Raw genomic sequence first — 19642 nt, forward strand, 5'->3', positions numbered from 1 at the left:
AATACAACCTGTACTTAAGGTTAGCGCTAAGTACTTAGTTATCAAGCTTGCTTAATGCTAAGCAACTGAAAAATTTGTATTTAGTGACCAGACTCCAATTTAGCTTAAGGCTCATTGTCAGCATCCGCTTTATAAACTAGCTAAGGATGTAGTGAGCCTGCCAAACTAATCTACTTGCTTATCGGTATTCACCTGTTTGGCTTGCTGCCAAACTTGACGGCAAAGCTCACTGCCATCGGCATCCAGCGGCGCTTCCACTATCCAACGCAAAGGTGAAACAACCGGGCTGGTTACAAAACGAATGGTGGTGCCAATTAAACCACCACTTGCGATGCCTATTTTGAAATCTTCAAAACTTCCAGTAACTTGTACCGGTGTAGACAAACCAAAAATTTGGGCGCGTTTCGCTTTTGGCCTTAGCACCATTTTTACTTGTTGTTGCTTAAAGTCCACTTCGGTTTCACCTAGCACTCTCATGCGGGAAGTATCTGCCAACAAGACATTTTGAACTAGTTCACCATCGTTACTATCAAAGGCTGCCACCACGCAATTAAGTACCGATTTGTCGGAGTCATCTAGTTCGGGAACCACAGCACTGGCCAGACTTACCGCCCATAAGTCCATAATTCCGGCTTCAAATTCTTTAGGCCAAACCGCAAAACCCACCTTACCGTTAGCACTCTCTAACCATTGCTCAAGCTGTTCAAACTCACTGTTTACATCTAGATGCAGGCTAAAACTGCCTCGCATTTCGGTGTCGGGTTTTATCCGCCTTGCTAACAAGCCATAATCAAAATTGTCGATATCCGCCTTAAGCTGACTATAAAAACCATTTTCTAAAGCACTTAACTCGCCGCTAAGGTTAATTTCACCGCCTGGCAGCGCCAACCATAGAGGCGCTAAACGCAAGCTGCCATCGTGTAACTGCCAATGCAATTTGCCCTCGCCTAACCAATCTTCACCAGATTTAACCCGCTCAACATCTAAAGAAAAATTGGCGTTTAAACGCTGGAACACAGCTTGACTCAACAAAGGCTGAGCGACTTCGTTTGAATCAACTTGATTTTTCTCCTCAGCATTACTTTGCGTTTGTTCAGCTGGTAAATCAGTGCGTTGCTCAAGCCCTTGCCAATCTCCCGTTTTAAAATCATCTAACTGAATATTATTGGCACTAATCGCAATATCGAGTTGGGGTTTTACGTTTACGGTACTTAAGTTAGCTAAGCCTGTGAGCTCGCTATTTGCTACCGCTAATAGCATGTTATTAATAGCGTAGCCTTGCTCGTTTATCTGCAACTCACCAGCAAGCTCTATCGGGCCAAACGGTGGCAGTTGAATACCATGCAAGCTGTCTAACTGACTTAAACTAGGGCTTTTTAAGCGCATAGCAAGGCTTAAGTTATTGCTTGAAACGGGACGTGGAAGTGTCGCCTCTGCCTCTAAATTAACCTGGTTTATATCTAAATTAAGCTGAATTGGTAGCTCACGAGGTTGTTGGCTAAACTCGGCCAAACTGAGAGTGCTTAGCTCTACACTTAACGGAAGCTGCTTTAAGTGACCTGTTAGGGCCAAAGCCAAGGGCTGCTGCGGGCTAGCAGTTAAGCTACCTTGATTAAGCTCTACTCTTGCGCTCGCTTGAGTATTGGGGTCAATTAAGTCCCAATAGCCGCCAATCAGCTTAGCCGAGAGCGTGGTACTCGCTAATAGCTGGGCTATATTGTCGCCCTTTAAAGACAAATCTAGTTCTGCACGTTCCAAAGCTAAATTAGCTTGTTCTGCAATATTGAGTTGTTTAAGCAATTGAGGGATATTTGGCTGCTCACTAGCAATAGTAAAATCTAGTTTTAGTGGTGAACCGCGTAAATCTAATACTGCGTTCCCCGCTATTTTACTTTGAGCAAATTCGCCACTAAATGGCGCTTGCTGCAACCAGCCATCACGCGCGGAAGCTTGCAGTGCTATTCGATTAAATTGATGCTCACCTAATAGTAGTTGCGCTACCGAAATATCCAGATCAGCATCATGAATAGCCACACCTTGCGGCAAGATAGGCACACTAATATCTATTGCCTTCTTTTCACTAGCCGGTTGGGTAGCTGCTTTATCTTCTTTTAATCCTGGCTGTGCAGATTCGCTAGGCATAAAAGCCATTAACTGGGCTATGTTAATGCGTTGCCAATCGGAACTAATGCTCACTAAACCTTGCTCAGTTTTACTTTTATCCCAACTTGCCTGTAACTTGCCTTGGCTGTCGGCCAATTGAAGCTGATTAATGTTAAGTGATGAGCGCCCTTTTGCTGCCTGCAACGCGAGATCGAGCTTAAAAATCCCCTGCGCTTCTTTATCTACGCCTAGCCATGGCGCGAGCAAACCAATACGTGGAGAATTTGCATTTAGCTGCAGACTTGCTCCCTGCTGCCACACGCCACTAGGTAGCTCTCCATTTAGGTTTAGCTCTATTGCGGGCGAGTCTAGCTTCATGCGCACTTGCCACGCTTGTTGATTGAGCATGGCTCTTAGAGGGCTGGTATGAATTACCGCGCTAACCGGAATATCTAGCAACACACCATCAAGATTAACGGCTACTTCACTCGCTAATCCGGCACTCATGTTAGCACTGGCAATATCAAAACTGGTGCCAGCGGGTAAGGTCATACGGCTGTCTTCAATTTTGTAGTTAAACTGGCTACTTTCTAGTAGCTCAGCAACATCACTACCCGCAGCATTAATGCGTAATACCGAGCGGCCAATGCTTCCAGTACTTCCCGCCAACATTGGAATGCGGCTGGCTAGTTTATCTAGTGGAGACTTTTGCGCGACCAAACGCATTGACGTTGTTAAGCGGTCGTCCTGCACATTCGCTTTTAAGTTACCGCGAAAGCGAATGTCGTCGACCACTGCGCGCAGCGGTGCTTTTAACTGTTCACCTTCTACTTTTAAACCTAGGCTAATGGATGATATTTCTTGCGGTAGCCCGATTATCTCACCAATGCTTAACGACAAATCTGCATCGGCTTGATTTAACCAGTAGCGGATTATCTGCAACAACGGTAAAGCTTCAGCTTGTGTTTCTGCTTCTTGAACTTGCGCAACAGCGGGCTTATTTGGCTTCGGCTGAGTGGGAGTATCAACTAAAGGTTCTTCTGAAGACTGATTAGGCTCAACGCTGGGAAGCCAAACACCTAAATCAATTTGGTTTATATCTAAGTTGCCATTAATGGCGACCGGCTGGTGCCCGGTAAGCGCTAACTCACCAGAAAATTGGCTACTCCCCAAAGTGGCCGAAATTGGCGATAAACTATAGCTCCCAGGTTTACCATCAAAACGGGTCGCTAATTTAATGGGTGCAATATGCGATAAATTTTCGCCTAACAAACGGGCAATCGAATCGGCATTTTGCCAATCAAGTTTCAGCTCCAAATAGCTGTTTATTTCTTTTTGCGGCGCTAATTGACCCGATAGGCCCAAACTAGCATCTGCCACCTGCATATTCAGTTGCACGTCGCCAGCTCGCCCCTGCAATAAGGGCTCTAACTGCCAGGTTGAATCTAAGGAGTAACGCTCATCTAGCATGCTGCCTTTGGCTGTCATAGCCAACGTCTCGCTATCTAAGGAGGTTAGTTTCAGCTCTTCGAGCTGCCAGCTAAGCACTGCTTCAGCGGCTTGGTCTGTATAGCTTATTCTGGCATCACTAATTAAAATTTGCTCTTTGATTTCAAAGCTATAGTTAATACCTTGCCAAGTGAAATCATTGCTACCTTCTGATTTGCTAAGGTCTGGCTGAGAGGCTGTATTGCTTGGCGCGGTTGCAGAACTAGCAAATTGCCAATTGTTTTCCCCTTCCTCGGTTCTTATTAACTCTAAATAAAAGCCATCTAGCAGTACTTGCTCGATCTCTAGATGCTGCCTTAGTAATGGCAATACTTGAACCTGAGCACTGGTTTTTCGCACTTGAGCAAAGCTTTGTTCACCAAAGCCGCTAGGGTTGGCAATGTGAATATCTTCTACGGTAATCGCTGGACGAAAAGACAGCTCTAGTTGGATATTTCCGTTAATACGAACATCTCGCTGCAGTTGCTCGCTAAGTAGCTTGGTAACCAATTGACGGCTATCACCAATCTCTACCTTCACACCCACCATTAAGGCTGCAATGGGTAGCAGGACAATAAGCAACAACACTGTTAAACCTATTAAGCTTCGTTTTAGCCAGGGCTTCATTTTCATCACTACAGTTACGTTTAAATAGCAGAAAAAGCCACTAGCACACCGGCTAATAGCTTGAATTTAATGTTGATATTGTAAACCTACTAACAAACTATAGTGTTTGATTAGCAATAAGATAATAGTTAGAAAGGAAATATTTAGCGCTAGCCAAGACTGACTAGCGCCTGAGGGTAATACTTAAAGCGAGGTAGGTATCAATCCTTCAATTAGCGCTGGTCGCCACGCGCCAGCTTCAGGATCGTAAGCACCAAAGCCAGAGGCGTACTCCCAGTAGGCCCAGCTTATATTGCGCTTTTCTGCTTCACGAGAGATAAACGCTGTCCAGGCACGTTGATGGTCGGGATCAGAATGCAGTGAATACACGCCATATTCTCCCATAAATATCTCAAAGCCTCGCCCAGCTTGTTCATTCCAAGCTGTTACCCTATCGAACAAATCAATCAAAGGTTGTTGGTCTGAAGCAGTGCCTAACCATGGTGTGCCAATCCAATCGTTAGAGCCCGATACCCAATCAGCGCCTTGGTGAGTAAAGTGGAACGGTTCGTAATAGTGAACGGTAATAATGGTGTTATCGGAGTTAACACTGCTAGGTAATTGCAATTGGGTTAAGCCATCGGGGTGTCCCCAATTGGCGGTACCAATCATAATAGTACGCTGCTCACTGCCATTATTTTGTTGATCGGCCATAGTGGTCCAAATCAACTGCGTTAGGCGAGCAATGATGTCATTCCAATCGTCGTAGCCAATGGTGCCATTTGGCTCATTAAGTAGCTCAAATACTACCTGCTCTTGACCGTACTCACTTAACGGGAATTCTTCACTAATTTGTTGCCAGATACCCACTAAGCGGCGAATATGGTTTTCTTGCATGTTCTCGCCATCGTTCATCATTTCTTCATAGTGATGAACGTTAAGCACGACTTGCAGATCCTCAGCTAAGCTCCAGTCTACCACTTGCTTAACCCGAGCCATGAAGCTTGCATCTATTTGATAAGGTGTTGTTTCACCAGCATGATTTGACCAACGCACCGGGATGCGTACTGTTTTAAAACCAGCATCAGCAATAATCTGTAGATCTTCTTGAACCAGCAGTCTTCCACCCGTCCACTCTCCTTCATTAGGCGCTTCTAGGTAGTTACCTAAGTTAAGTCCTCGGCCAAGTTGGGTTTGGCTAAGTCCGCCGCTGGCATTCCAACCATACAGGTCGGTATAGTAGGCGCTATCCAATTCAACTTCTGCATCGCTTGGCGCGCCCACAGAGCTACCGCCGCCACATGCTGCAAGTAGAATACAACTACTGAGCAACACACCACCTTGAAGACATTTCTTAATCACTTCCATGCTTTACCTTCTAAACAACTACCTATTACTACTAAGCAGGCTAACTGATTAGCCCGGGCTGACCTAGGCTAAAGCTTTGTTCAGTAATCAGAATTTGTAGGTTCTCACATTAATAAAGCATCAATGAAAATATGCCCAAATTTGTTTCAAACAAAACATCAAAGAATGTGAAAAAACAACAAACCCGCAGCGTTAGTTGCGGGTTTAGCGTAAAAGATAGTAGCTAGGGTCTGTTGATCTTTGGTGTTGAAATGTTGTTCGAGATAAGCGGGCTTTAATCGCAGCGAGCACTTAGAAGCCTAGTGGGCTAAGCAAGAAGTGCTTAACAAAGAGTAAAGCTCGCTTATCCGAACCCTTGGGCAGCATTTATTAGCCATTTATTCAGCGTTATCGAGTGATTATTAAGCCCACTTAACTGCACACTCACTGCCTTGCCTAAATGGCGAATAAATTGCTGCAAAAACCATCAGCAAAGATCAACAGGCCCTAGTTAACTAAAAATACTTAAAGTGGAAGCGCAGATGATCTTCGATAAAGCTAGCGATGAAGAAATAGCTATGGTCGTAGCCTTGCTGCATTCTAAAGTTTATTGCGTAATCAAGTTGTTTGGCGGCATCAACAAGGGTTTCGGGCTTGAGCTGCTCAGCAAGAAAATTGTCATCGCTGCCTTGGTCAATCAGCAGTGGCAATTGCTGCTCGGGTTTTAATTGTTTAATCAACAAACTACTGTCGTGCTCCTGCCAACGTAGTTGGTCATTACCTAAATAAGCCGCAAAAGCCTTTTGTCCCCAAGGGCAATTTGTAGGCTGACAAATTGGGCTAAATGCTGAAACCGACGAATAACGCTGGGGATTTTTAAAGGCTATAGACAAAGCGCCATGCCCGCCCATCGAGTGCCCGGCAATAGCTCGCTGTTGAGTAATGGGAAAGTTCTGCTCTAACAATGCGGGTAACTCTTCACAAATATAGCTATACATTTGATAGTGTTTAGCCCAAGGCGCTTGGCTGGCATTAACATAAAAGCCAGCACCTAAGCCTAAATCATAAGCACCTTCTGGGTCATCAGCAACGCTTTCACCTCGTGGGCTGGTATCAGGGGCCACAATCGCCATACCTAGCTCGGCAGCCACTTTAAAGGCTCCGGCTTTTTGCATGAAATTTTCGTCGCTACAGGTTAAACCAGACAACCAATACAACAAGGGTACCGGTGTATCCTCGGCAGCTTGCGGCGGCATATAAACAGCAAAAGTCATTTCACATTGCGTGGATTCTGATTGATGAGAATAACGCTGATGGACACCGCCAAAGACTTTGTTGCTGGCAAGTAATTTAATCGTCATTACACGTTACCTTAATAGTGAATTACGCTGCGAATACTCTTACCTTGATGCATTAAATCAAATGCCTCATTAATTTTGTCTAAAGCCATGGTATGGGTAATAAAGTCACTAAGTTTAAACTCGCCTGCCATGTAACGTTCTACATATTCGGGTAACTCACTGCGCCCTTTTACTCCTCCAAATGCCGAACCGCGCCAAACCCTGCCGGTAACTAATTGAAACGGCCGAGTGCTTATCTCTTCGCCCGCACCAGCCACCCCAATAATGACCGATTCACCCCAACCTTTATGGCAACACTCTAAGGCTGAGCGCATTACGTTTACGTTACCAATACATTCAAATGAAAAATCCACGCCACCATCGGTAAGTTCTACGATGTAATCTTGAATAGGTTTATCGATGGTTTGTGGGTTTATGCAGTCGGTAGCACCAAGCTGTTTGGCTAACTCGAACTTAGATTCGTTAATATCAATGGCCAAGATACGTGAGGCCTTAGCCATTTCTGCGCCAATCACTGCTGACAAGCCAATGCCGCCTAAACCAAATATTGCCACCGTATCTCCAGCTTGCACCTTGGCTGTTTTTGTCACCGCGCCCATGCCGGTGGTAACGCCACAGCCCAGCAAACAGACTTCTTTTAAGTCTGCACTTGGATTTATTTTGGCCAGTGATATTTCTGGCAGCACCGTGTATTCACTAAAGGTAGAACAGCCCATGTAATGAAAGATGGGTTTACCGTCTTTATAAAAGCGGGTAGTGCCGTCTGGCATTAACCCTTGCCCTTGAGTTGAGCGAATTTTTTGGCAAAGATTGGTTTTGCCCGACAGACAAAACTTACACTCGCCACATTCTGGGGTATAAAGCGGAATCACGTGATCCCCCACTTTAACCGAGTTAACCCCCTCACCCACTTGCTCAACGATGCCGCCTCCTTCATGGCCAAGAATACAGGGGAATACCCCCTCTGAATCGGCGCCTGATAAGGTGTAAGCATCGGTATGACATACCCCTGTAGCAATTATCTTAACCAGCACTTCTCCTTTCTTCGGTGGCATAACATCTACGGTTTCGATAGAAAGCGGCTGATTGGGAGCCCAAGCAATAGCGGCACGAGATTTAATAAAGTTACTGGTATCCATAACATTCCTTCACTGATAGATAAGCAATTTAAACATGCAGTTACCAGAGCATAGCAGAGCCTATAGCCTTGAGCTTTATAAGCATTTTTTATTTTAGGGAACAAAAAAAGCAGCCCGAATGGGCTGCAAAACAAAATGAACTCAAAAACACGGCAAGCAACTTTAGTTGCTTGAACTACTTACAACTTAATTGAGGTGCAAAAACTTACATCGGCATGGTGAGTCTTTAAATCGTAGCTATGGTAAAGCTCGAAACATGGGCGGTTATCAACCGTTAACTCTGCGTCTACCACTTGGGTCATCAGCTGCTGCCAGTAAAGCGCATATTGCGATTTATCCGTTACCAGTTTACGTAAATTGGCATAACTCCCGGCAGGTAAGGTTTGTAACTCGATGCCAGCAGGTGGAGTAACCCCTGCTGGTATAGCCAAGCAAACGTCGGTACGGCATTTATCGGCTGGAGTTAACTCTGGGTTGTCGTGATAAATAAAAATACTCTCACCCTCAGCTAAACCCATTGGTCCCGCCCAGCCATAAAGGCGTTCACTGGCAACATCGTAACCTTCGCCATAAGGCCCGGTTACCCGAATGTAAGCCAAGTTCTTTTCTTCAAAATGTTCAGTTTTCATGATTTCACTCCTTGTTTGATTTGCAGTGTCATCATATTGCGTGCCGTTTGCTAAAGCGTGTCCATTGTTGCGTAACAGGTGTCCAATCTTGCTGTCTCTTAGCAATTGAGTGTAATGCTCCATGCTTTCACAATTTTTTACTTCGCTAGGGCTTAGTGCGAAATAACCACGAAAAGCCTTAGCTAAGGCTTGCGAGCTAGAAAAACCAAAATCTAAAGCCACCTTGGTGACCGCTTCTTTATGAAAAAATAGCTGGGTGGCGGCTTTCTCTAGTTTTAAGCGGCGAATGAAATCGGCGGGAGTCTCTCCCGTTACCGCCTTAAACACACGGTGAAAATAGTAAGGAGATAAATGGGCCATCTCCGCCACTTCATTCAAATTAAGGTTTTTATCGTAGTTTTTTTCTAAGTAACGAATCACCGGTACAAACTTACGGTGATAATTAGTTTTACTCATTGTGCTCCCTGCTGCTGATCATATAGGGCGAGCTGTTGATAAAGCCAAATAGATGAGTCCACTTGCTCGCCATTGGCAAACCGAATTTGATAGGGTTTGCCACTCAAGGACGACTTGCTGGCAAGCTTGTCGATGAACATTTCGGCGGTCCAGCTCTCTTTATCTGGCGCAAACCAACTGTTTTGCGCGCGCTTTAGCTTCATTCTTAAATGTTCGCCTGCTTGCTGAGGATTGTGCTCAGAGCCATTGCGAACAAAAGTGAGATCGGCTTGTTCAATGGCTTGTAAAAGGGCTTCAATTCGTTGCTTCTGTAGCCCCCAATTTGAGTTGCTTGCTGTTTCAGCTAAGGTAAATTGACTAAACATGCACAAACTTAACAACAGTAAACTAACACCGCGTTTAAATAGCACCATCAAAAACACCTTTTATTGTAGGGGTTTGCGCCTAGTCTATGACTCATTTCCCTTAAGCTCAAGAAACAAAATAACTGTTGTTAATCGCTGAGTAACTTTAGCCAAGTAGTGTAAACTAAGCGTGGATATTCATTCGAATAATGACTATGATTTTTCATAAATACCAAACAATTAGCTGACGGAGCTGCGTTAAATGCACTATTTCTGGGTACCGTTTTTACCCATGCTAGGAATTATTGTTCCTTTGCTAACCAACAAATTCAGCCGAAGTACTTGTGCACTGGCCACCGCCTTGTTACCTGCGCTTGCACTGGCCTTGATTTTGTTCGACATGCCTGCGGTATTGGGGGGCCAGTTTTTCACCCAAAGTATCGCTTGGATCCCACAGCTAGGGCTTAACCTCTCTTTTCGCCTTGATGGCTTGTCAGTGCTGTTCAGCTTACTGATTTTGGGCATAGGCTTATTGGTCATTTTGTATGCTCGCTACTACTTGAGCGAAAAAGACCACATGGGCCGCTTTTATTGCTACCTAATTATGTTTATGACAGCAATGCTAGGCATTGTGATGTCGAATAACATGTTGCAGCTGTGGTTTTTCTGGGAGTTAACCAGTATCAGCTCCTTCCTGCTTATTAGTTTTTGGTCTCATAGCAGTGACGCAAGAAAAGGCGCTCGCATGGCGCTTACCATTACTGGCGCTGGCGGCTTAGCCCTGTTAGGTGGCATTGTGTTACTGGGTCAAGTTGTCGGTAGCTACGAACTGGATGTGGTGCTAAACAGCGGCGAATTAGTGCAACAACACCCTTATTACTTTGCCATTTTGGCCTTGTTTCTATTAGGCGCGTTCACTAAATCAGCACAGTTTCCGTTCCACTTTTGGCTACCACATGCCATGGCAGCCCCTACACCGGTAAGTGCTTATTTACACTCTGCCACCATGGTTAAAGCGGGTATCTTTCTATTAGCACGTTTTTACCCAGTGCTAGCAGGAACCGAAACCTGGTTTGCAGTGGTTTCTCTTACTGGATTGTTTACTCTGTTACTGGGTGCTTACACAGCGCTATTTAAGCACGACTTAAAAGGCTTACTGGCTTATTCAACCATTAGTCACTTGGGTTTAATTGTATTGCTGCTTGGCTTAAATACCCAACTGGCGGCAATTGCTGCAGTATTTCATATTATTAACCACGCCATTTTTAAAGCTTCACTCTTTATGGCTGCAGGCATTATCGACCATGAGTCTGGTTCGCGTGATATGCGCAAACTTAATGGTTTATGGAAGTACATGCCAATCACCGCCACGCTGGCGATGGTGGCTTCAGCCTCGATGGCGGGTGTACCACTCCTAAATGGCTTTCTTTCCAAAGAAATGTTTTTTGCCGAAACTCTCGACCAAAGCATTTTAGGCTCATTATCTTGGCTTATTCCTGTTCTCGCCACCATTGGTGGTGCGTTTGCTGTAGCCTATTCATTACGCTTTATTCACGATGTATTTTTCAACGGAGAACCGAAAGGTTTAACCAAAACACCGCACGAGCCGCCACGTTACATGCGGGTGCCCGTCGAAATCTTGGTAGCCCTATGTTTGATTGTTGGAATCTTCCCTAATTTCACCATTGGCCCGCTGTTAGACAGTGCCTCGCTGGCAGTATTGAACCACCCCTTACCCGAATTTAGTTTAGCTCTTTGGCACGGCTTTAACATTCCATTGCTGATGAGCGGCCTCGCCATTGCTGGCGGATTAGCCATTTATTTAAACCGCAAACCATTGTTTAGGTTTGAAGGTTTATTCCCCGCACTAGATGCCAAGTTAATATTTGAAGGCGCCATTCAACGCTGCGTAATGTGGGCGCAAAAAGTGAATGGTTATTTAGAGTCTGGATCGTTACAGCGTTACGCATTTTGGTTGTGCTTTTTTGCACTAGCCTTAACAGCACCACCACTACTGGACTTAGAGACAACTCAAGGAAGCTTGCCAAGCACGCCGCTTAATGGCGCAGTAGTGATTGCCGCGATACTGCTAATTGCAGGCTCTCTCGCTACCATTATCTGGAGCCACTACCGGATGATAGCGCTACTCATGTTATCGCTAGTGGGTTTGGTGGTATCGATTACCTTCGCCTACTTCTCGGCGCCAGATTTAGCCTTAACGCAGTTATCTGTAGAGGTAGTAACGGTAATCCTGCTGTTGTTAGCTTTGTACTTTTTCCCTCAACATACTCCTACCAGCAAAAGCCGCCCCAGCCACTTTGTTCGTGACTTAGCGGTGGCTTCGGCAATTGGTTGTATTGTTGGCAGTATTTGTTTTGCCTTACTGACTCATCCGCTCGATAGCATTTCAGATTTCTTTATTGCTAATGCTAAAACTGGCGGCGGTGGTACCAACGTGGTTAACGTAATTTTGGTTGATTTCCGTGGTTTTGATACCTTTGGCGAAATTACCGTTTTGGGTATTGCGGCACTAGGTATTTATAAGCTGATTGCAAGAATGCGTTTATCGATGCGTACTAAAGATCACGATGGCCGCTTATGGGCTAAAGACAAATACCCAATTCTACTGTCGGTAGTATCACAAAGTTTACTGCCCTTATTCCTATTAGTATCGGCTTATATTTTCATGCGAGGACACAACTTACCTGGTGGTGGCTTTATTGCAGGCCTAATTACCTCGATTGCTCTGATTCAGCAGTATTTGGCTCACGGCGTAGATTGGATGAGCAAGCGAGTAAGTGTTAGTTACCACTACTTTATTGCCATTGGTTTAGTCACCGCAGCAATTACCGGTTTAGGCAGCTGGGCCTTTGGTCGCCCATTCTTAACCTCTTGGTTTGATTACTTCTCACTACCTTGGATAGGCAAGTTTGAGCTTACCAGCGCCTTGGTATTTGATTTAGGCGTGTACTTAACGGTAATCGGCGCAACCTTATTGATTTTGGCTAATCTAGGCAAACTTACTACCAAAGAACGACTCACCGTAGGAGAAAGATAATGGAAGTAGTCTACTCAGTGTGTGTCGGCTTTATGACCGCGTGTGGCATCTTTTTGATGCTACGTGGCCACACTTTTACCCTTGTTATAGGATTAACCTTGCTGTCTTACGCTGTTAACTTATTTTTGTTTGCCAGTGGCGGATTAACCATTGGCGCTCCAGCGGTGCTAAATGGCGGAGATAATTACGCCGACCCACTCCCTCAAGCTTTAGTCCTAACAGCGATTGTTATTGGATTTGCGATGACCGCTTTTGCCGTTATTTTGGCCATGCGCGGGCGTGCTGATTTGGGTAATGACCATGTTGATGGAGAAGAACCTATAGACCGTTTAGCGCGGGAGGATAAAGCCTAATGAGTTTGTTTGATCATTTAGTTGTTTTCCCCGTTCTTATCCCGTTTTTTGTGGGTGTAGTGTTGCTATTTCCAAGCCTAAGCGCTTCGTTAAGCAAACAACGTATTTTCACGATTGCAGCCAATTTGTTAATGGTTGTTGTGGCAATCGCCTTGCTTTTAAAAGTGCAACACCAAGGTATTCAAATGTATGCCTTAGGTGATTGGTCGGCGCCCTTTGGTATTGTGTTAGTGGCTGATGCCTTTTCAGCATTAATGATCGCCTTAAGCGCCATATTAGGCCTAACAGTCATTTTGTATGCCAGTGCCGGTGAAGATAAAAATGGAGCATTTTTTCATCCATTAATTATGTTCCAACTAATGGGCATTAACGGCGCCTTTCTAACTGGCGATGCGTTCAATCTGTTTGTATTTTTTGAGGTATTGCTGATTGCTTCCTACTCCTTGATGATCCACGGAGGCGGTAAACAAAAAATTCAGGCCAACATCCATTATGTGTTTTTAAACTTAATTGGCTCATCGTTATTCTTGTTTGCCTTGGGCACCTTATACGGCACCTTAGGTACGCTTAACTTTGCCGATATGGCTGACAAAATTCCGCAACTGTCACACAGCGAGCAGCTAATTACTAAGTCTGGCGCATTACTGTTACTTGCCGTGTTTGGTTTGAAAGCAGCAATGCTACCGCTGCACTTTTGGTTGCCAAAGGCATACTCAAGCACCAGCACCCCAGTAGCCGCGCTATTTGCCATTATGACCAAAGTTGGTATTTACAGTATTTGGCGGATCCACGGAGTAATGTTTGGAGATCAAGCGGGTGAGCTGGCCAATATCGCACTTCCGTGGCTATGGCCAATTGCCTTATTGACCATCGCCATTGGCGCAATATCAGTATTAGCGAGCCAAAGCCTAAGAGTATTGTGTAGCAACTTGGTGATTGTTTCGGTTGGTACTTTGTTGGTTACAATTAGCCTAAATAGCGTACAAGCTAGCACTGCCGGTATTTATTACTTAGTACACAGTACCATCGCTTGTGCTGCGATGTTTTTGCTGGCGGGGCTCATTCAGCAACAGCGAGGAAAAGCAGAAGACCGCTTTGTAACAGCAAGAGCTATGCCTCAATCAGCTAAATTAGGCTTTGTATTTGCGCTGCTTGCAATTGGTCTAATCGGCATGCCTCCGTTGTCTGGTTTTGTTGGCAAAGCCCTTATCTTGCAATCGGTAACCGATACCAATCAAATGGCGTGGATATGGTCTTTAATTTTAGGGGCAGGTTTGATTTCGCTAATTGCCTTATCTCGTGCCGGTACCTCTTTGTTTTGGCGTACCAGTGGCGAAAACACCACTGCCTTACAAGGGCACCCTATTCAATATCTGGCCATCGCTATTTTAGTGGGCTTACTGCCTTTAATGGTGGTCTTTGGTGGTCCATTAACCGATTACGCTCAGCTTGCCGCAGAGCAACTCAATGCTGGCCTAAGCCTGCAACAACTTAACGAGGTAGCCAAATGATTAAAACTCAAAAGAAATTTGTTTGGTTTCCAACCCCTTACCACAGCTTACTGTTGTGGTTAGTGTGGCAAATCTTACATGAGTTTAGCCGCGGGCATATGGTACTAGGTGCAATCTTCGCCATTGTAATCCCTTGGATCGTTGCGCCTCTAAGTGAAAAAGAACCGGTTGCTAAAAACCCACTTAAAGTAATCTCTTACACTTTTCGTTTAATTATCGATATTGTCGTTTCGAACTTTGATGTTGCGAAAAGGGTTTTGCAAAGTAACAAAAAACTTAACCCTGCATTTGTCGCGGTGCCTATCTCTTTTAGCGAACCTTTGCCATTAACCATTTTTACAAGCAGTGTGTCGTTAACCCCAGGAACCTGCAGTGTCGAGTTATCTGACGACAAACAATGGCTTTATGTACACGTGCTTCACCTAGAGGATGAGCAAGCGCTAATTACACAAATTAAACAGCGCTATGAAGCCCCACTGAAGGAGATTTTTAAATGTTAGCTTATGCCACTCTCTTTGCTAGCGGCTTAATTTGTATAGCCTTGGCGCTTAATGCTTGGCGCTTAATTATTGGGCCTACCGCACCTGATCGCATTGTTGCGGTAGACACTATGTATATCAACAGCATCGCCTTAATTATATTGTTAGGTTTGTACCAAGGCTCGGTAAGTTACTACGAAAGCGCATTGCTAATTGCCTTACTAGGCTTTGTTAGTACAGCTGCATTTTGTAAATACTTACTTCGCGGCGACATCATCGAATAGGATTAGCAGATGACCAGTTTATTAGAAATTGTTGTAAGCATTCTGCTTGTACTTGGTGCGGTAGTTATGTTGATTGGCTCAGTTGGTTTAGCCAAGTTACCAGATTTTTTCACCCGCTTGCACGCCCCAACCAAAGCGAGCACATTGGGTGTTGGCTGCATTTTAATTGCCTCAATGGTTTATTTTAGCTTTGAGTTAGGCAGGGTTAATTTAAAAGAAATACTGATTACCATGTTTTTGCTAATTACTGCGCCTATTGCAGCGCACATGCTAGCTAAAGCCGGTTTGCACTACAAAGTGAAGCTTAAGGACAATACTCATAAGCAACACTTAACCAACAAAGCTTATTTACATCAAAACCCGAATGACGAGTAATCAACACCCGGCGGCGTTTTTTAATCGCGCCGCCGACAATAACAAACAGGCAATCATAGAACAGCTCGCCCCAAGGCTAACATCATCGCGGTGCCTGCTTGAGATTGGTTCAGGCACCGGACAACACGCGGCTTTTTTTGCTAAAGCGCTACCTCAGCTTCGTTGGCAGACCTCTGATCAACAAACCAATGACGCAGCCATTCAATATTGGCAAGATTACATGCTGCTCAATGAGCAACCGCAGCCAGTCAACTATCAAGTAGGTAAAGATGTTTGGCCATGTGATTGTGACGCAGTATATACCGCCAATACCGCACACATAATGCCTAAAGAGCTCGTAGAGCTAATGTATGCAAACATCGGTGACAATTTACCATCTAATGGACAACTGTTTCACTATGGCCCGTTTAAGCAAGCTGGCCAATACAGTAGCGAGAGTAATCGCGAGTTCGATTTGATGCTGCAAGCTCAAGGCTACGGAGGCCTTCGAGACATTGAGCAATTGCAGGCTTGGGCAGCCATACATGATTTACATCTCAAAGAGACAATAGCTATGCCAGCTAACAACCTGTTTTTAGTTTGGCAAAAGGCCTAACTTACAAAAACAAAAAAGCCAGTCATAAGACTGGCTTTTTTTATACTCGCACAGTTTACTCTGCGCTAGCAGCTTTATCTTCATTGGTGTAAATCAAGATTGGGTCACTCTCACCCTGAATCACCGTTTGGTCGATAACTACTTTTGAAATATTATCAATCGATGGTAAGTCGTACATTGTATTAAGCAATACTGCTTCTACAATTGAACGCAAGCCACGAGCACCGGTTTTACGCTCCATCGCTTTGTGAGCGATAGCTCGAAGTGCATCTTCGCGGAACTCTAGCTCAACATCTTCAAGCTTGAACAAAGCACCGTACTGTTTAGTAAGGGCATTTTTAGGTTCGCTTAAAATCTGGATTAATGCGTCTTCATCAAGCTCAGTTAGCGTAGCCACTACAGGCAAACGACCAATAAACTCAGGAATAAGACCATACTTAACTAGATCTTCTGGCTCAACTTTAGAGAAGGTTTCGCTTAGCGAGTTTTTATCTGCTTCGCCCTTCACTTCAGCCCCGAAACCAATACCCGTTCCGGTAGAAGCACGTTGCTCGATAACCTTATCTAAGCCAGCAAATGCGCCACCACAGATGAATAAGATTTTAGAGGTATCAACCTGTAAAAATTCTTGCTGAGGATGCTTACGTCCGCCTTGCGGAGGAACAGAAGCTACAGTACCTTCGATTAACTTAAGTAAGGCTTGCTGTACACCTTCACCAGAAACATCACGAGTAATTGACGGGTTATCTGATTTACGAGAAATTTTGTCAATTTCATCAATGTAAACAATACCGCGTTGCGCTTTATCAACGTCGTAGTCACATTTCTGCAGTAACTTCTGGATAATGTTTTCAACATCTTCGCCTACATAACCTGCTTCGGTTAAAGTAGTAGCATCAGCCATGGTAAACGGTACGTCGAGTAAACGAGCAAGCGTTTCCGCCAGTAGCGTTTTACCACTACCAGTTGGGCCAATAAGAAGGATGTTACTCTTACCAAGCTCAATGCCATCAGCCACATCACCGTTACGAAGGCGCTTGTAGTGGTTATAAACCGCAACTGCTAATACTTTCTTGGCGTGATCTTGACCAATTACGTAGTCATCAAGGTGCTCTCTAATTTCCTTAGGAACCGGTAAGGCGTTGCCTTCTTTTTTATTTGGCGATATTTCTTTTATTTCTTCTCGAATGATGTCGTTACATAACTCAACACATTCGTCACAAATATAGACGGAGGGACCGGCAATCAGCTTTCTCACTTCATGCTGGCTTTTACCGCAGAAGGAGCAATACAACAGCTTACTGCTATCTCCATCACCCTTGCGCTTATCTGTCATTCGCTAACCTCAAACTATGTAGCATTCTACGCTTTTATCTACAGTGTAAATCAAACCGCGAAGAATGCTATTTTCTCTATGCTCTATCTGTACAGACCGTGAATTGGAACTAATTATTCACGACGCGCAAAGATATCATCGACGATACCGTATTCTTTAGCCTGTTCAGCTGTCATATAGTTATCGCGATCAGTGTCTGCAGCGATAGTATCAAAACTTTGGCCAGTATGCTCGGCCAACAACTCGTTCATGCGACGTTTTGTTTTAATAATTTCGTTGGCGTGGATTTCAATGTCAGATGCTTGACCTTGATAACCGCCTAGTGGCTGGTGAATCATCACTTTGGCGTTTGGTAAACAATAACGTTTGCCTTTAGCGCCACCAGCCAATAAAAATGCGCCCATGCTTGCTGCCATACCCATACACACGGTACTAATTTTAGGCTTAATAAACTGCATGGTGTCGTAAATCGCCATACCAGCGCTAATTGAACCGCCTGGCGAGTTAATGTAAATGAAGATGTCTTTCTCTGGGTTCTCAGATTCTAAAAATAACAACTGAGCAACCACTAGGTTGGCCATGTGGTCTTCCACTTGACCAGTTAAGAAAATAACTCGGTCTTTTAATAGACGAGAGTATATATCATAAGAGCGTTCCCCTTTAGAGGTTTGCTCAATAACCATTGGCACCAAAGCCGCCATGGGGTCGAATGCAGACTGATTAACTTCTTTAGACATTGATGCGCTCTTCCTTAAAAAAAATGGCTCGTATGTAGTACATACGAGCCATTATATGCGAGATAAAGGTGGCTAAGTCAAATTAGACCTTAGTTTGCACCTTGCTTGTTCATAATTTCATCAAAAGCTACTTCTTTTTCAGTCACTTTTGCTTTACCAAGCACAAATTCAATCGCTTGCTCTTCTAAAACTACGTTACGAACGTTGTTCATCAACTCTTCGTTTTTCGCGTAGTAGTCAAGAACTTCAGTTGGATCTTCGTAAGCAGAAGCGAAAGAAGCAATGTGCTCTTTAACTTTCTCATCATCAGCTTCTAGTTCGTTAACTTTGATTAACTCACCTAATAGAAGGCCGGTGCGAACGCGACGCTGCGCTTGCTCAGTGAATAGCTCATCAGGAAGCTCTGGAGCATTTTGTGCGTTTTCGCCAAAACGTTGCATTGCTTGCTTACGAAGTTGCTCAACTTCTTGAGAAACTAGAGCAGCTGGTACGTCAATTTCGTTTTGCTCGATAAGACCAGCTAAAACTTGCTCTTTAACACCCGCTTTTAGCGTTTGCTCAAGTTCACGTTCCATGTTCTTACGGATTTCAGCTTTAAGTGCGTCTAGTTCACCAGACTCTACACCGAACAATTTAACGAATTCTTCGTTAACTTCAGCTAGTTCAGGCTTTTCAACTTTGTTGATTTTGATATCAAAAGTTGCAGCTTTACCTTTTAGGTTTTCTGCGTGGTAATCTTCTGGGAAGTTAACTTCAATAGTGAACTCTTCGCCAGTTTTCTTACCCATGATGCCGTCTTCAAAACCAGGAATCATACGGCCAGCGCCCATAGCTAGGTCGAAACCTTCAGCTTTGCCGCCTTCAAATTCTTCACCGTCGATTTTACCTAAGAAGTCTAGGTTTACGCGGAATTCGTTTTTGATCATGCCCTTGGTTTCTTTCCAAGTAGCTTGCTGCTTGCGCAACGTGTCGATCATGTTGTCAACGTCTTTGTCGTTAACGGTAGCAGTTTTCTTTTCTACTTCGATTGCGTCTAGACCAGCAACTTCTACTTCTGGGAAGATTTCGAAAGTAGCGCTAAAGCTGAACTCGCCATCTTTAGTATCACCAGGCTGAAGTGCTGGAGCACCTGCTGGGTTTAACTTCTCTTGCATGATAGCTTCGTAGAATGAACGCTGCATTGCTTGACCAGTTACATCGTGGCGAATAGCTGCACCGTAACGTTTCTTGATTACGCTTACTGGCACTTTACCAGGGCGGAAACCGTCGATGCGAGCGCGACGTGATTCTTGCTTAAGCGCTTGCTCAATTTGCTGTTCGATTTGCGTAGCGTCAATCGAAATCGTAACACGACGCTCCAAGCCCTGAGTTGTTTCTACTGAAACCTGCATTTTATTACCTCGGCTATAGTCAGCACCCTGCTGACAATTTACTTACGTAA

The 19642-nt window shown here is 44.5% G+C and carries 16 protein-coding genes; 7 read left to right on the forward strand and 9 right to left on the reverse strand.

Annotated elements, in window-relative coordinates; genetic code table 11:
* Window positions 1-165 precede the first annotated feature (165 nt).
* The 6 genes from ACYFDN_RS06440 to ACYFDN_RS06465 all read right to left on the reverse strand — a co-directional run bounded on the left by ACYFDN_RS06440 (window position 166) and on the right by ACYFDN_RS06465 (window position 9542).
* On the reverse strand, window positions 166-4224 hold the full coding sequence (locus ACYFDN_RS06440; RefSeq protein ID WP_483510438.1) for an AsmA family protein: 4059 nt from the start codon (window positions 4222-4224) through the stop codon (window positions 166-168).
* 177 nt (window positions 4225-4401) lie between these two features.
* Window positions 4402-5565: a glycoside hydrolase family 5 protein gene (locus tag ACYFDN_RS06445; RefSeq protein WP_472590638.1), complete on the reverse strand. Its 1164-nt coding sequence runs from the start codon at window positions 5563-5565 to the stop codon at window positions 4402-4404.
* Between the two features lie 494 nt (window positions 5566-6059).
* Window positions 6060-6905, reverse strand: coding sequence for an S-formylglutathione hydrolase (gene fghA / locus ACYFDN_RS06450; protein ID WP_483510439.1), 846 nt, complete (start codon window positions 6903-6905; stop codon window positions 6060-6062).
* An 11-nt stretch (window positions 6906-6916) separates the two neighbouring features.
* On the reverse strand, window positions 6917-8044 hold the full coding sequence (locus ACYFDN_RS06455) for an S-(hydroxymethyl)glutathione dehydrogenase/class III alcohol dehydrogenase (protein ID WP_016400652.1): 1128 nt from the start codon (window positions 8042-8044) through the stop codon (window positions 6917-6919).
* Window positions 8045-8223: 179 nt separating this feature from the next.
* Window positions 8224-9129, reverse strand: coding sequence for an AraC family transcriptional regulator (locus ACYFDN_RS06460; RefSeq protein WP_483510440.1), 906 nt, complete (start codon window positions 9127-9129; stop codon window positions 8224-8226).
* Window positions 9126-9542 carry a DUF5329 family protein gene (locus ACYFDN_RS06465; protein ID WP_483510442.1) on the reverse strand — a complete coding sequence of 139 codons (417 nt, stop codon included), beginning with the start codon at window positions 9540-9542 and terminating at the stop codon, window positions 9126-9128. Before ACYFDN_RS06465 ends, ACYFDN_RS06460 begins: the two co-directional genes overlap by 4 nt.
* 193 nt (window positions 9543-9735) lie before the next feature.
* Here ACYFDN_RS06465 and ACYFDN_RS06470 point away from each other — a divergent pair, with 193 nt between their 5' ends.
* Genes ACYFDN_RS06470 through ACYFDN_RS06500 form a run of 7 tightly spaced genes read left to right on the forward strand, consistent with a single transcriptional unit; the run spans window position 9736 to window position 16128 of the window.
* Window positions 9736-12531 (forward strand): monovalent cation/H+ antiporter subunit A, encoded by a 2796-nt coding sequence (locus ACYFDN_RS06470; RefSeq protein ID WP_483510444.1) that lies wholly within the window; start codon window positions 9736-9738, stop codon window positions 12529-12531.
* On the forward strand, window positions 12531-12884 hold the full coding sequence (locus tag ACYFDN_RS06475) for a Na+/H+ antiporter subunit C (protein ID WP_016400656.1): 354 nt from the start codon (window positions 12531-12533) through the stop codon (window positions 12882-12884). The genes ACYFDN_RS06470 and ACYFDN_RS06475 overlap by 1 nt, the downstream gene beginning before the upstream one ends.
* Window positions 12884-14395, forward strand: coding sequence for a monovalent cation/H+ antiporter subunit D (locus tag ACYFDN_RS06480; protein ID WP_483510446.1), 1512 nt, complete (start codon window positions 12884-12886; stop codon window positions 14393-14395). The genes ACYFDN_RS06475 and ACYFDN_RS06480 overlap by 1 nt, the downstream gene beginning before the upstream one ends.
* On the forward strand, window positions 14392-14895 hold the full coding sequence (locus ACYFDN_RS06485) for a Na+/H+ antiporter subunit E (RefSeq protein ID WP_016400658.1): 504 nt from the start codon (window positions 14392-14394) through the stop codon (window positions 14893-14895). Before ACYFDN_RS06480 ends, ACYFDN_RS06485 begins: the two co-directional genes overlap by 4 nt.
* A complete protein-coding gene (locus tag ACYFDN_RS06490; RefSeq protein ID WP_016400659.1) occupies window positions 14889-15158 on the forward strand; it encodes a K+/H+ antiporter subunit F in 270 nt (89 codons plus the stop codon). The genes ACYFDN_RS06485 and ACYFDN_RS06490 overlap by 7 nt, the downstream gene beginning before the upstream one ends.
* Before the next feature lie 9 nt (window positions 15159-15167).
* Window positions 15168-15533: a Na+/H+ antiporter subunit G gene (locus tag ACYFDN_RS06495; RefSeq protein WP_220718332.1), complete on the forward strand. Its 366-nt coding sequence runs from the start codon at window positions 15168-15170 to the stop codon at window positions 15531-15533.
* Window positions 15523-16128: a DUF938 domain-containing protein gene (locus tag ACYFDN_RS06500; RefSeq protein ID WP_483510447.1), complete on the forward strand. Its 606-nt coding sequence runs from the start codon at window positions 15523-15525 to the stop codon at window positions 16126-16128. The genes ACYFDN_RS06495 and ACYFDN_RS06500 overlap by 11 nt, the downstream gene beginning before the upstream one ends.
* Before the next feature lie 55 nt (window positions 16129-16183).
* On the opposite strand, the gene clpX is transcribed toward ACYFDN_RS06500, so the two are convergent.
* From clpX to tig, 3 genes are all read right to left on the reverse strand, one after another.
* A complete protein-coding gene (clpX, locus tag ACYFDN_RS06505) occupies window positions 16184-17464 on the reverse strand; it encodes an ATP-dependent protease ATP-binding subunit ClpX (RefSeq protein WP_016400662.1) in 1281 nt (426 codons plus the stop codon).
* A 113-nt stretch (window positions 17465-17577) separates the two neighbouring features.
* Entirely contained in the window at window positions 17578-18201 is a 624-nt protein-coding gene (gene clpP, locus ACYFDN_RS06510; RefSeq protein WP_016400663.1) for an ATP-dependent Clp endopeptidase proteolytic subunit ClpP, read from the reverse strand.
* An 89-nt stretch (window positions 18202-18290) separates the two neighbouring features.
* Window positions 18291-19592, reverse strand: a complete 1302-nt coding sequence (tig, locus tag ACYFDN_RS06515) for a trigger factor (protein WP_016400664.1) — start codon at window positions 19590-19592, stop codon at window positions 18291-18293.
* Window positions 19593-19642: the final 50 nt, after the last annotated feature.

This window comes from Agarivorans sp. D1326 (assembly GCF_056958115.1).